Below are 13,359 nucleotides of genomic sequence, written 5' to 3'. Positions count from 1 at the left end.
CTTTTCTGAGCTGCCTACACGGCAGTGAAGAGGGCGAAGTCCGATCCATGGCGCGCCACAGGTTTCTGAGCTGCCTACACGGCAGTGAAGACGAGCTCCATATCCTCGCGCAGCAGCTCGACTTTCTGAGCTGCCTACACGGCAGTGAAGCACCGGGTGCGGCGTTGATGCCGAATCGCTCTTTTCTGAGCTGCCTACACGGCAGTGAAGTAGGCATAGAAGGGAAATTAGGAAGTCTTGCATTTCTGAGCTGCCTACACGGCAGTGAAGGTGACGCCTCCATATTGACCCGAGCACGGTCATTTCTGAGCTGCCTACACGGCAGTGAAGCGCATGATAACAGTGGTCTGCGTGACACTTTCTTTCTGAGCTGCCTACACGGCAGTGAAGATTTCGTCACGAACATCGAGTGCCTAGATGGCTTTCTGAGCTGCCTACACGGCAGTGAAGCTTTTCGCACAGGCGTTCGCGTCAATCGTCTTTTTCTGAGCTGCCTACACGGCAGTGAAGAGACTGGCGGAACGGGTATCAAGGGATCGATTGTTTCTGAGCTGCCTACACGGCAGTGAAGCGACTTGAGTCGGCGAATTGTCAGTGCAAGCCTTTCTGAGCTGCCTACACGGCAGTGAAGACTACGTCGCCGTATCGAGCGACACACAGGATTTTTCTGAGCTGCCTACACGGCAGTGAAGGCTGTAGCGGATGCCGACACTGCTCAGAACGATTTCTGAGCTGCCTACACGGCAGTGAAGGGGTGGGGTAGATCAGGCCTGGCGTTGCGCCTTTTCTGAGCTGCCTACACGGCAGTGAAGACGTTCGCTGATGGCGCAGCCCCCTCCCTGCCTTTCTGAGCTGCCTACACGGCAGTGAAGATTAGCGCTGCGTCGCTGACTGCCGCGCGCACTTTCTGAGCTGCCTACACGGCAGTGAAGGACAGTGCCGGCGCCGGCGACGGTGCCCGTGATTTCTGAGCTGCCTACACGGCAGTGAAGTACTTTGTATCTGACTCCCTGCGGCTTTGGCATTTCTGAGCTGCCTACACGGCAGTGAAGCCGCTCACCCCCTCCACCCAGCACGGCCACTCTTTCTGAGCTGCCTACACGGCAGTGAAGTGGATTTACTGCAGCGTGACCGCAGGTGTCCTTTTCTGAGCTGCCTACACGGCAGTGAAGTAGAGCCCTGAAACCCTAACGTACTGATTGTTAAAGAGCCATGCTGGTTTTATGGCTGAGACCCCTTTTTTCGGAGCCACTTGCAAGTGCTTGATTTTGCAAGGGCTCCGTTTGCGCTCAGAAAAAAGGGTCAGAACCAGGGGATGCTGGCCTGGGTGCTCAGGCCGTAGGCGCCGAAGGTGCCGGATGTAGGCGTATCGAGCAGTGGGCCGTGACGGATGAACAGGCGGAAGCTGTGGCCGCTACCGTTGCTGCGCAAGGTGGCATAGGGCAGGTCGCAGCGTTTGCCGGCGCTGTCGGGGATGCGCTGGCGCGCCTCCTCTTCGCTGATGCTGTGGCGCTTGATCAGGCGGCGGCGGGTGCGTTCCGGGTTGCTGTCCACCTGTACGCGGCTGACGCAGCGCCAGCGCACCTGCACAGGGATTGGCGCCAGTTCGCCCAGTTGCAGGTGGTCGCGCATGCCGTTGAGCCAGTTGAGCGCCAGCAGCTTGTCCAGTGCTTCGGCACTGCCATGCAGGCGCAGGCGGGCACCAAGGCCATGACTCGCCGTTTCCACATCCGGGAAGCTGATGCCCACATCGGCACGACGCAGGTCGTGCAGGCCCCGGTGCAGCTTGGCCAGCAGCGCGCTCATTAACTGCGTGGCCGGAAATTCCGGGTCGGGCAGTAGCTTGAGGTCGAGGTAATGGTCCATGGCTAGCCCGCCTCACCGAATACGCCGCCGCGAATCAGGGTGGCCATGACGAAGTGCTGGTCGCCTTCGTTGGGCTCCTTGTCCTTGAGCAGCCAGTTATCCAGCAGGTTGTAGAAGTCGGCCTTGGCCTTGGGTTGCCGATAGGCGCGACCTTCGGTGGTCACCGAGCCGTAGGGTTCGACGGCGATGGGGCCGAGCTCGCCAGCGTCCGGGTACCAGGTATCGATGGTACGCAGGGCATTGCCGAGTTTCTGCGAGTGCATGCCGGCGACGCCGTTGACGCTGTACAGGGTTTTGCTCTTGTCTCCCTTGCCCCGGTCGAGGATCAGCTCCTGGGAGGGGAAAACTTCCTGGCCGGCGCCCATGCGCACATACGCGGTGACGCCCAGCAGCAGGTGACGTTCGCCACTCAGACCCGCGGCGATCAGGCTGGCCAGTTCGTCCAGCGCCGAAGCCACTGAACCACTGGCGTCGAAGTTGCGCAGGGACAAGCCCAGGGCATCGAAGCTCCACTGTTTGGCGGGCTTGCCATCGACCAGATGAGCGATCTGCACGTCCACTTGTTCGGCGCCGATACGGTTGCGCCACAGGAAGCGACCATTGGCCAGGTTGTGTGCGTAGCGGCGTGCCAGTTCAGCGAAGCCGTGTTTGGCTACGTAGCCTTGCACGGTGTCCAGCAACTTCTGTCGGTAGGCGGCATCGTTGCAGGCCGAGGGCGTGCCGGCACCACCTAGCACGCGCAGGGTGAAGCTGACGCGCAGCGTGTCGGCGTCATGCGGCAGGGCGGCGACATCGACAGTCTGCAGGTTGGGGTTTTCGATGGCGGCGTCGAGCTTGGCCGGGTCCTGATCCTTGGCCTTGAGGCGATTGGAGATGGTGCCGCGCACGGATTTTGCCCGTACGGCGAGTGGCTGCCAGTTGTCACGCTTCTGCCAGTCACCAGCATGAAACAGCGCATCGGAAGGGTCGAGCTTACGCTCGAAGGCCAGGACGGAAGCGGTTTTCAGAGGGGCGGTGGTCATGATGGTCACTCCATGTCATCAGTGCAGAGGGTTTGGCTGTAAAGGTTGTGGCAGCGGTACAGGCCGGCCTCGGGGGCGGCGCTGGCGTACCAGAGCAGGTCATCGACATCGCGTAGCCGGTGCGGGCTGAGCCATTGGCCGATGGAGTAGAGGCTTTCGACGAAGCGCAGCGGGGTTTGCCCGTCCCGCGCGTTGGCCACGCTGCCGGCGGCCTGCAACGGGCCGAGGGCGCTATAACCGACCGGGATCGGCACCAGCCAGCCATTTGGCACCACGCGCTGGGCGCGCCACTCGACGTTGGCCGGTTGGGTTTCGCTGGCTGGGCGGGTTTCCTGGGCGCGCAGGTTCAGTCGGGATAGATCGAGCCAGGCATCGAGCAGGTCGGCGCTGACGTTCTCGCCCTGCAGGTGCTGCAGATGGGCCTGTAGCAGGTCGTCGCGACTGACCAAGGCGAAGCCCGGCAACCAGCGACGGCGCAAGTAGCGGAACTGCTTGCTGCGTTCCTCGCCTTGCGCCAAAGGCTCCAGTAGCGGCTTGTGTTGTGGGTCGAGGAATACACTGCCACCGGCGATACGCAGGCTGCCAAGCAGTTCGGTGATCTCAGTAGCGATTTGCCGCCGCTGTTGCCAGTCGCCTTGTACCGGATCGGGTTGCCCGTCTTCGCGGTAACCACTGACGCCGAAGATCAACGTGATATCCAGATGGATGCGCCCCTCTTCGACGATGGCGGCGGTTTCACCGCGCTCGTTGACCGGGTTGCGGGTCAGACGGAAGGCGCGTTGATAGCCTTCGCTGACCTGTGCTTCATGGCTGTGGCAGATTACCCCGACGCTATCGAACATTAGGGCGAAGCGGCCCTTGAGCTTGCGCTCGACGGCCTGCATCAGGCCAATGAAAGCGCTGATGGCGGGGAAGCCCCAGGTCAGTGGGCTGGAGATGGCGTTAGCGTTCTGCACCCGCAGGTGGGGGATGATCAGCAGGCCATTGGAGACGGGCAGTTCATTCATGCTCGGCCTCCAGGTCGCGTTGCTCGCGCTCGAATTGATCGACCCACGCTTGGTTCAGCCAGTCCAGGTCGAGCCACAGGGCATTGCTGCCAGCTTGTTTGGCCCAGTAGCTGTTCTCTACATCACCGACCGAAAGCTTGCTGACCAGTCGCGCATTGAGCCAGTTGGCGAACCGCTCGCGAATTTCCGTGAGCCAGTCCATGTGTCGCCATTCGCTGGCGAATACGGCGTCGTGCTCGGCGCGGCGAAAGTCCAGCCACAGCTGCTCGGCGCGGTTGAGGTTGCACTCGGGCTTGGCCGACCAGCCGGGCTCGAAGGCCCAGAGCTCGGCGGCGTAGAGCAGCAATTCGTCGATCAGCTCGGTCAGCAGTTCGTCGCGGCTGTTGCGGGTATGTACATTGGGTGGCGGGCCACTGAGCAGGAAGTCGCGCAGGTTGCGCACCAGCTCGGCCACCGCCGGGCGCTTGCCGAAGGCCGGGAAGATCGAGCCGTCACGGGTGCGGATCGGCAGGCGCACGTCACGCTGCTGCCAACTAGGCGGCAGGGAGGCGAGCAGGTAGTTGTCACCACGCCGTTCGCTGTTGAGCTGGGAGATATTCTGCGGCTTGGTGCCGCCGAGCTTCTGCACCGCCAGGTCGGGGTATTCGTGGATCACGCCTGGGTGAAACTGCTTGTCGCGGCGCGCCTGACGCGCTTCCTTGGCTGGCTCGCCGAAGCGATCGGCCTGGATTTGCTGATACACCCGATGAGCCAGCGAGCTGGCATAAAGCGGCGCGAGCAGATGAAAGTCCGCGTCGTTGCACGGGTCATCACCAGTCAACCAGTACAGCTGCTTGCCGTGGGTGTGAGAGGCCAGGCCGCCTCGTGCGCAGGTTATGCCGGTAAAGGCTGCGGTCAGGCTTCGGGACTGTTCGGCATCGTCGTGCAATGCGGCCAGGGCGCCTTCATCCTCGGCTAGCAGCAGGCTGAGCAACGGCTGGCCGTCATGCTCCAGCTTGAGCATTTTGTACACATCAAGTGCTGCGGCATTGCCCACCACATCGCCGGCAAAGTCATCGCCTAGGCAATGGCTACCGACCAGCGCATGTTGCGGCAAGCTGTTCGGCAAACAATAAAGGTTGGTGCCCTTGGCGTCCGGGTGAATGGCTTTGAGCGTATGAGTCACCGCCTGGATTTGCCCGGCACGGCGGGCGGCATCTTCCAGCCACGCGGCTGGGGTGTATTGGGCAAGCAGGGTGGCACGCTTGGGGTCATCATCGGCCAGACCTTCGAGCTTGGCGGCCAGGCGTTCGGCGATGAAGTGCTCGATCAGGCTGCGGATGGCCTGCTGTCGGCTGGAGGAGAGGGCATTCATAGCAACAAATCCTTGTGCTGGAGTGGCAAACGAAAAGTAGCACCGTTTTGCCATCACTCCCGCCTCTCTCTGCTCAAGCCTAGCCATTTGCGCAAAGAAGCTTTTATGCTTCAATCATTCATATTTGAAGTATTAATGCTGCAAATTAAATTTTATGAATTTTATAAGCTTCATTTTTAAGTGAAGCATATAAAATTCTTTTGATTTATTTTGAAGCTTTTAAGGCTCTTTCTATTCAATAGAGCCTTATATGCTGCATGTTGGATAAAGCGAGTGAGGTAGCCCCATGCGCAGTACAGTGCTGACCCAGATCAAACGTCGACGCCTGCAGCTTGGCCTGAAGGGCACGGATATGCCGTTGCGGGTAGGGCTCAATCGCCAGCAGTACGGCAAGATCGAAAAAGACGGCAACCCCAGCCTGGCCACACTGGACAAGATCGCCGAGGGTCTGGACGCCACGCTGATGCTGATCCCCAAGGAGCTGGCGCGTCAGGTCGAGCAACTGCTGGAAGCCGGCCCCGCCAGAACAAAGCTGTACCACGCCACGGAGGGCTCAACACCGTCGGCCTCTGGCACAGGCGTAAAGGAAACCATCGAAGATCCTTGGCAAAACCTGGGTAACGACTGATGGCCGGCGAACAGGTTTCAGCACTCAGGCTGATGCTGCATGGGCAGTTGGTGGGTTACGTTGCCGGCTATGCACACAAGCGCACGGTGTTGTCGCTGGCACCATCCTTTGCTGCGGATGGCAGCCGCCCCGCGCTGACCCTGTCGCTGGCCAACCCGGATACCTTTGCGGCCCGTGCCGGCAAGATTTTCCCCGTGGCAACCAACATGCAGTTGCACCCGCTGCTGAGCAACCTGCTGCCCGAAGGCGCGCTGCGGCAGTTGCTGGCGCAGCGCTTGAAGGTTCATGAGCACAACGAGTTCCCGCTGTTAGTGCATCTGGGTGGCGACCTACCCGGTGCTCTAATCGCCGAGCCGATCACTGGCGATAGCATCCCGGATCTGGCCTTTGGTGACCGTGGACGGTTGGATCGCGTGGCGGTAAATGCTGTGGACCGAGTGGCGCATTTTTCCCTGGCAGGGGTGCAGATGAAGTTTTCCATGCACCAGCGCGATGGTCGTTACCAATTGGGGGACGCAGCGGCGCCCGGTGACTGGATCATCAAAACGCCTTCCACGGTGCATGCTCACGTGCCGCTGAACGAGTACACCTGCATGCAACTGGCCGCGCTGGCCGGTGTGGATACACCGGAAGTTCGCCTGGTGGAGCTGGGCAAGCTCGAACGCCTGCCGGAGATCAAGCTGCCCGATGAAGGCTATGCCTATGGCATCCGCCGCTTCGACCGGGCCGAGGGGCGGCGTGTGCATGCCGAGGATTTTGCTCAGGTGCTGTTCGCCTATGCGGCGGACAAGTACCAGAAGGCCAGTTACGAGCAGATCGCTCGGCTGATCTACCAGAACACCTACAACGGTCAGCGCGACGTGGCGCAGATGGCCGTGCGCTTGCTGGTCAATATCCTGCTGGGCAACGGCGATGCGCATCTGAAGAACTGGAGCATTCTCTATCCTGATGGCGTGAACCCGGTGCTGTCGCCGGCCTACGACATTCTCTTCACCCGTGCCTATATCCCGGACGAGCAGCGTTTCGCGCTGAATATGGCGCAGACCAAGCAATGGTACGAGGTATCGCTCGAACACTTCCGGCGCTGGGCCAGGCGTGCGGATTTGCCGGAGTCGCCGATTCTCTACAACCTCAGGGCAGCTATCGGCAAGGCTCGCGAGCTATGGCCGGCAGCCCTGCGCGACAGTCCCATGCACGAAGCGCACAAAGCCGCCCTGCGTGAGCATTGGCGGGCGTTGCATTCGGACTTTCGGATCGAGAGTTAGGCTTGCCACGCAGGATATAGGCGCAAATTCATTCGCGCTCCAGTGTGATAGGCACGAGCGAGGCGGGCCGTAGTGTGGGCAACGCGCAGCTTGCCCACCATGGCTCTGCGGCTAGCCGGACCGCTCCAATAGTGGATGAAAAAAGCGTCGGCTACGTGCCCCGATCCACCCTACAGGCATATCACCGGCGTTTGGCAAAGCCCAGCGCAGGGTGAAAGCGCCAGCCTCGTTCGTTTTCGGGCAGGCTGACGGTGCCGAAGCGTTTGGCGCAGGCCTCCAGATCCATGTCCAGTTCCTGGGCCAGCTCATCCAGCGCAGTGAGGTAGTCGGTGGTGCCCCAGGGGCTGATGCGCGGGCCGGTCAGCTCGCTGTCGGCGATGCACTGGCTTTGGCTTTTATCTATTGCCACATACACCACCTCGTGGCGGCGCTGGCCGGGGTCGATGCGGTGCAACTGGTAGTCCTCACCTTCTTCGTCCGGCAGCAAGATCAGCTCGACCCTGGGTTGGGTGTCGAGTCGGAAGGGTTGTTGCTGCTGCGCCACGGCAGTGAGGTGCAGTAGTGGCTGACTCCAACCGTCATGGGCGTTCAGTTCCCGTGGCTGACTGCTCTGCCGTCGCCGTTCGCGCTCAGACAGTGCGGCTGGGTCGGGTTCGTTAGGTTGCAACATCCACGCGTGCAGGCGCGCGTGTTCCAGGTCGACCAGATTACCCTTGGCGTCGAGCGGCGCGGGACGTTCGAGAATGCGCGGACGGGAGTCGATTCGTTGGTACTGCTCGGCATCCAGCAGTTTGTCCAGGCGGTGGGCATTCAACCGCCAGGGGTGTTCCGTCTCGAAACCGGGCTTGCAGAAAGCTGGCTGATCGCGCCGTTCGGCATGGCGCAGGTTGCTGTCGAATATCCGCACATTGGTCGCGCTCCAGGGCCCAGGGCGGTGGCGTCGCACGCGACCGGCCAACTGGATCAGCGAGCGCATCGATGAGGGCTCGACCAGTGCCCAGTCGTAATCATGGTCACGGCCCACTTCGGTGACAGGCGAGCCCAGCACGATGAACAGCTGATCAGGCTCGTTGTAATGCAGCAGGCGCTGGCGAATTTCCGGCAGGGCGAATACACCTTCCGGCTGTTCACGTTGCAGGGTGGTATCCAGCCGGTTTTCGATGGCCGAGCGCAACAATAGTGGGAACTGCGAGTGGTACACGCACAGGTGGATGCGCACGCCTTCAGGGGTGCCTTGGCGAAACAGGGCAAGCGCTACATCGAAGATGGGCTCGATATTGGCCATGCGTACCAGACCGAAACTCACGCGCTTGCCGCTGTGCGGATCGACAGTGGCGTTGGTCTCGTGCAGGTTGCGTGCGGCCGTCAGTACCTGTTCGGCGAAGGCGTGACGAATTTCCTCCGGGCGCTGGCTGGCAAAGCGCAGGGGCTGCAGTTGTGCATGGCGGCGCGCTGGTTGGGTAGTGAGCCAGGCATGGCGGCGCTGGGCAAAGTCCAGGTGGGCAGCGCTGAAACTGGCGCTATCGCTACAGTCCAGGCGGCTTTGCCGCTGTTCATCGATCCAGGCACAAGCGATGGCCGGCAGCTCGCCGGGGCGCTCGCCACGATGGCGCTGGTATTCGCAGCGCCCGGCGCGATAGGCCTCGAACAAACCCTGGATCAACGCGGGCGGCAATGTGGCCGAGGACAGCAGCACCCGGCTGCCCAGCAGTCCGGCCCAGTGCACCAGGCGCGCCAGGGCGGGCAGGTCAGCGATGTCGAAATCGTCCGGTTCATCTAGCACCAAGTCGCCACTCATCAGCCGCAGCATGGGCGCGATCTGCCGTCCGCCCCGCTGGCTTTCGGTAGCCGGGGTCAGGTGGTCGATGGTGCAGACCAGTACCGGCGCGACGAGTAGGGCGCGTACTTGGGGTTCGTGGATCACTTTGTTGAGCAGTGGATGGGCGTCCACGTTGCCGTCGAAACGCACATGACCGTCGTCTTCGAGCAGTGCCTGGCTGGACGCCGAGCCACTGCGCTCGGCGAGTGTTTGCAGGTGTTCGAACAAGGTACTGTTGGCCGTGCCACCGACACGAATGGCCAAATCATCCTCGTCCAGATGCAGGCGTTGGCGGAAGGCACGCCCAGTTTGCAGGGTGAGGCTGCGTAGACCCAGGGCAAAGGCGCAGCGCATACCGCGTTCGGGGTCGCTCAAGGCATACATGATGCGCGCATTGCCCAGAGTCTTGCCGCAGCCGGTGGACGCCATGTTGATGATGAAGGCGCCATGCCGCGTGGCCTGTTCGCGCATGCCGGCGGCCAGGTCGAAGGCTTTGTCCTGCCAACGAAAGCGTTCGTTGCTGCTGCGTTTCTTCAAACCCTTGTGTCGGGCCAGGCGTGGCAGGCTGCGCTCGAAGTCGGCCAGGCGATGGCCGATCAACCCAGCATTGGCTTCGACCCCCAGCAGGTGCTCGTCGAGACCCTGATTGAACTTGCCGCTCTTGCGTTCTGTATTGGCCCACAGCGGATAGCCGGCTTCGCCCTGCACCCGGCCTGGGCCGGTGAGACTGGAGTAGTGGTGATCGGCGAGCATCAGGTTCAGGCGTGCCAGGTACATCAGGTATGGGCTGGCCAGCCAGTCTCGTTGCGGGCGACGTGGGAGCAGCGCCAATAGGCGCTGGGCCTGCTTGCTGGCCCGCTTTCGCCAGCGTTCGGTGGTCACTGGCAGGCCGTGGGGGAACTGCCAGTAGGGTTCGATCTGCGCCTGGTCCTGGGTGATGCATTGCTCGTTCCAACTGGCGTCGATATCCCCTGGTAGGGTCTTCAGCATGCCGAGCTGGAAGTGGCGGATCTTGCTGCCCAGGCGAGCGTCCTCGCTGGGCATCAGGGGCAGGCGATGATGGGTCAGCACCAGCCAGGACAGTGCGGCGGCCAGGGGTGGCAGGTGGCGAAAAGGTTTGTCGCAGGCGGCATCGAGGCCGTCTCGTTGCAGGCGATTCAGCCAGGTGGCGTCATCCTGAGAGCTGGGATTGGCCAAGCGCGCGAGCCAGGTCGGGTCGTCGTCGTTACCCACGAAGGCCTGGAACAGACGCAGCGATGTCCATTCGTGGCGGTACAGGTTGCGCTCCATGGGCGCGCCGGGTTTGAGGCGATTCTGGAAAACCAGGCTGGCTTTGCCCAGATCATGTAGCAGCGCGGCCAGGGTGCTGAGCAGGCGAAGGTCCTCGGCGCTGTGCCAGTCGTTCTCGTCATCCTTGCGCAGCACGTTGCGGCGGGTAGTGTTGGTCGGCACCGCGCCCTGGGCGTTGAAGCGGCTGGCATCGCCGACTATCCACAGCAACTCGCTGTGATCCTTGCCGCGTATCCAGTGGCAGGCCACGGCAGTGTTGCGCCGGGCGCTTTTCTTCAGCAGCTTGCGCAGGGTGTCCAGCCCGGCCTGGGTGATCGGCGTTTGCCAGGTGCGCTCGCCGCGGCGCTCGGCAAATTGATCGAGTAGACGCCGGCTTTCCACCAGCGCGCGTTTGTCGCACTGGCTGATCAACAAGACGTTCATGAGCCAACCTGCTCGGCCACGGCCTTGAGGCTATCGATCATGAAGTCCAGCGATTCGCTGCGGGTGAGGTTCTCGATACAGGCTTGGCGGAACTCCTGTTCCTCGTCGCCACGTACGGCGCTGACGAAGGCTTGCGGCAGGATGGTGGCGTCCTTGACCAGATCGGCTACGTCGAACACCAGACCGCCGCGCCGCGTCTTGCCGTGCAGCACGGCCAGGCCGTGAGGGATGCCCAGCACCCAGGTGGCGCTGGCAGCCAGACCATAGGCCAGGTAGTTGCCGTGGTCGAGGAAGCGGTTGGCCGGGTCGCTGCCGCTGCCCTTCTTGGCGCGGGTGAAGTCGCCATAGCTGACGGCGCGAGCGGCCAGGGCGAACAGTTGTTTGCTCAGGCGGGCTTCTTCGGTGAGCAGGAAGGTGTTGTCCGGTGCGCTCTGTATGTTCTGTGCTGATGCTGTCAGCGCGTTTTCCAGCGCGCTGGCATCGACCTGAAAGCCGGCGTCCTTCAGCGGGCGGTTGTTCAGCCAGCCCTGGCGGATACGTTGCAGGCGCGCCAGCTGGAAGGCCTTGGCTGCTTCGAGGCGCTTGTCATCGTCGAACCAGAACCTAACCCACTTCTGCAGGTACTCCGTGGGGCGGTATTCGCTTTGCGGCGTGAACCAGGCCACCTCCACATCCATCTCGTTGACCGAAAACAGCGGCGTACCACCGCCGCCGCAGAAACCCACCAGCACGCCGGCCTTGGCCAGCTCACGCATCGCCGCCTGAGTGATCGAAGTACCGGTGCCGAGCAGGATGGTGGTGGTATTGGCGATGGGGATATTCCAGTACAACGATTGCTTGCCAGCATCGGTGACGTACTCCACTCGCCCGCCATTGACCAGTACCCGGCAGTGCTGCAGGTAGTAGAGATTGGCGCGCTTGGAGTGAAGGATGGTCTTGAGGTCGGAGGGGCTGATGTCATCCATGAAGGGCTCCTGAGGCAATGCTGGCAGTTAAGCTCTTTTGCTCTGAGGTGCCAAGTGCGGGGCTGCCTGCACGGCAGTGAGGCACTGCCCGCCGCGTGCGGGTTTTTTGTGCCTTTTCTGAGCTGCCTATACGGCAGTGAAGCTGCCGGCCGGCTGGCCTGGGGTGAAGCTGTCGTTTCTGAGCTGCCTATACGGCAGTGAAGATTTGCAGCAGCCGCTGTGTGCCAACGCTGTTTTTCTGAGCTGCCTATACGGCAGTGAAGGTTCTTACCGCCCCTGCCGCCCCAACCGTCAATTTCTGAGCTGCCTATACGGCAGTGAAGCACGATGATATCGCCACCGCTGCGGCGCGTGCTTTCTGAGCTGCCTATACGGCAGTGAAGACCGACCGCACAGGCCGCGCACGTCTCAGCCTTTTCTGAGCTGCCTATACGGCAGTGAAGATGAATTTCATCAACAACTGGCGTCAGCAACTTTTCTGAGCTGCCTATACGGCAGTGAAGTAGAGACGATAGTGTCCAAATCGCTGTTTCTCAACGCTGGGGGCCCTTTTCTAGCGGTTTGACCCTTTTTGCAGGGCTATCTCCAACTCTTTGATTTTTAAAGAGCCTGGGTATGGGGCCGGAAAAAGGGTATCAGCCCGGTTTCGAGGCCCATGTGCGTTGCCGCACGCGATCGGTGGGTGGTGCTTTTGCCTGCAAGGCATGGAGACTATGCTCGCGCACATTCGATAAGTGCACCTAACGACAAGGATCGTTCATGACCCAAGCCAACCCTTTCGATATTGCCCCGCCGCCAGCACCGGCCGCTACGCGTGAGTCTCCAGCGCTGCCACATTACCTGGTAGGCGTTGCGCTGCTGGTCGGGGTGATCGGCATCCTGATGACGATGGCATCCCTGCTGTTCAACTCGCCCATGGAGAACCTGGGTGAGTGGATGCTGCGCTATGGGGTGAGGAACTGGATCAGCCATCTGCTGATGGCCGGCCTGTGCGTGTATTGGTTGACGCACAGCTATCTGGAGCGCAATGGCCTGGGCGACTATCGACAACCCGCCGGTTTGCTGCTCGGCTATGGCCTGGCGTATCTGGGCTTGTCATGGTTGGGTGGTTACGCGATCAGCTATCTGTTCATGTGGAGCTATGAGCAACTGAGCAATGGCGCGCTAACCAACCTGTTCTGGTGGACCTTGGAATTATTGCGCTTTGGCATTGAAGCCCTGCTGCCGCTGTGGCTGCTGCTATATCTGTTTCGCTACAGCGCCGAGAAGGTTGCCGGACCTCTGAAAATGCCAGGGCAAACACTGGCCTGGTGTTTCGCGCTGGGCGTGGTGGTGATCTATCTGCAACTGTGCGCCCTGGCCATGCAACTGCTCAGCGGCATGTTGTACAGCTATGCGTTGGAAGGTTGGGAGGGCTGGATCGTCCTCGGTCACGGGCTGATCAATTTGCTGGTGGCGTTCTTCGCGGCGCGGGGCGCCTTGCCTGAGCAGGTGCTGGGGTTCAATGGCGGACGCCTGGCGTTGGCCTGCCTGATCACCATGCTGCTGTGGATCGGCAGTGCGCTGGTGTGCGCGACACTCATGCTGGTGCTGTTGCTCTTCGGTGGTGGCGGCGAGAACGTCCTGCTGATTCTATTGGGCCTGTTGCAATTGGTGCTGCTCTGGCCCTTCACCCGTCTTGGCCTGCGCTGGGGTTATCGGGCGCAGACCGCGGCCTGAC

Annotated in this window: 9 protein-coding genes and 2 CRISPR repeat arrays; of the genes, 3 read left to right on the top strand and 6 right to left on the bottom strand. The window is 61.5% G+C overall.

Annotation, left to right across the window (positions count from 1 at the left end; all coding sequences use genetic code 11):
- Nucleotides 1-2 precede the first annotated feature (2 nt).
- Nucleotides 3-1,172: a CRISPR direct-repeat array (repeat unit 28 nt; unit sequence TTTCTGAGCTGCCTACACGGCAGTGAAG).
- 130 nt (nucleotides 1,173-1,302) lie between these two features.
- The 4 genes from cas6f to csy1 are packed head-to-tail and all read right to left on the bottom strand — an operon-like array spanning nucleotide 1,303 to nucleotide 5,249.
- Complete coding sequence (cas6f, locus tag BM059_RS23480; protein ID WP_037003911.1) at nucleotides 1,303-1,866, bottom strand: type I-F CRISPR-associated endoribonuclease Cas6/Csy4; 564 nt, start codon at nucleotides 1,864-1,866, stop codon at nucleotides 1,303-1,305.
- A 2-nt stretch (nucleotides 1,867-1,868) separates the two neighbouring features.
- Nucleotides 1,869-2,888, bottom strand: coding sequence for a type I-F CRISPR-associated protein Csy3 (gene csy3 / locus BM059_RS23475; protein ID WP_037003912.1), 1,020 nt, complete (start codon nucleotides 2,886-2,888; stop codon nucleotides 1,869-1,871).
- A 5-nt stretch (nucleotides 2,889-2,893) separates the two neighbouring features.
- Nucleotides 2,894-3,895, bottom strand: coding sequence for a type I-F CRISPR-associated protein Csy2 (gene csy2, locus BM059_RS23470; protein ID WP_074941561.1), 1,002 nt, complete (start codon nucleotides 3,893-3,895; stop codon nucleotides 2,894-2,896).
- Entirely contained in the window at nucleotides 3,888-5,249 is a 1,362-nt protein-coding gene (csy1, locus tag BM059_RS23465) for a type I-F CRISPR-associated protein Csy1 (protein ID WP_037003915.1), read from the bottom strand. The genes csy2 and csy1 overlap by 8 nt, the downstream gene beginning before the upstream one ends.
- Before the next feature lie 286 nt (nucleotides 5,250-5,535).
- Between csy1 and BM059_RS23460 the strand changes: the two genes are divergently transcribed.
- Both BM059_RS23460 and BM059_RS23455 read left to right on the top strand, forming a co-directional pair.
- Nucleotides 5,536-5,877 carry a helix-turn-helix transcriptional regulator gene (locus tag BM059_RS23460; RefSeq protein WP_037003916.1) on the top strand — a complete coding sequence of 114 codons (342 nt, stop codon included), beginning with the start codon at nucleotides 5,536-5,538 and terminating at the stop codon, nucleotides 5,875-5,877.
- Nucleotides 5,877-7,142 (top strand): type II toxin-antitoxin system HipA family toxin, encoded by a 1,266-nt coding sequence (locus BM059_RS23455; RefSeq protein ID WP_074941560.1) that lies wholly within the window; start codon nucleotides 5,877-5,879, stop codon nucleotides 7,140-7,142. The genes BM059_RS23460 and BM059_RS23455 overlap by 1 nt, the downstream gene beginning before the upstream one ends.
- Before the next feature lie 181 nt (nucleotides 7,143-7,323).
- Here the strand turns inward: BM059_RS23455 and cas3f are convergent, their stop codons facing one another.
- Together cas3f and cas1f are read right to left on the bottom strand one after the other, a co-directional pair.
- Nucleotides 7,324-10,674, bottom strand: coding sequence for a type I-F CRISPR-associated helicase Cas3f (gene cas3f / locus BM059_RS23450; RefSeq protein WP_074941559.1), 3,351 nt, complete (start codon nucleotides 10,672-10,674; stop codon nucleotides 7,324-7,326).
- Nucleotides 10,671-11,639: a type I-F CRISPR-associated endonuclease Cas1f gene (cas1f, locus tag BM059_RS23445; RefSeq protein WP_037003920.1), complete on the bottom strand. Its 969-nt coding sequence runs from the start codon at nucleotides 11,637-11,639 to the stop codon at nucleotides 10,671-10,673. The genes cas3f and cas1f overlap by 4 nt, the downstream gene beginning before the upstream one ends.
- A gap of 114 nt (nucleotides 11,640-11,753) precedes the next feature.
- A CRISPR array of direct repeats spans nucleotides 11,754-12,142; the repeat unit is 28 nt; unit sequence TTTCTGAGCTGCCTATACGGCAGTGAAG.
- Between the two features lie 256 nt (nucleotides 12,143-12,398).
- Here cas1f and BM059_RS23440 point away from each other — a divergent pair.
- Entirely contained in the window at nucleotides 12,399-13,358 is a 960-nt protein-coding gene (locus tag BM059_RS23440; RefSeq protein WP_074941558.1) for a hypothetical protein, read from the top strand.
- The last annotated feature ends 1 nt before the right edge of the window (nucleotide 13,359 follow it).

Source organism: Ectopseudomonas composti (genome assembly GCF_900115475.1).
In the GTDB taxonomy this organism is placed as follows: Bacteria; Pseudomonadota; Gammaproteobacteria; order Pseudomonadales; family Pseudomonadaceae; genus Aquipseudomonas; species Aquipseudomonas composti.
This window is presented reverse-complemented; position numbering and strand designations above follow the sequence as displayed.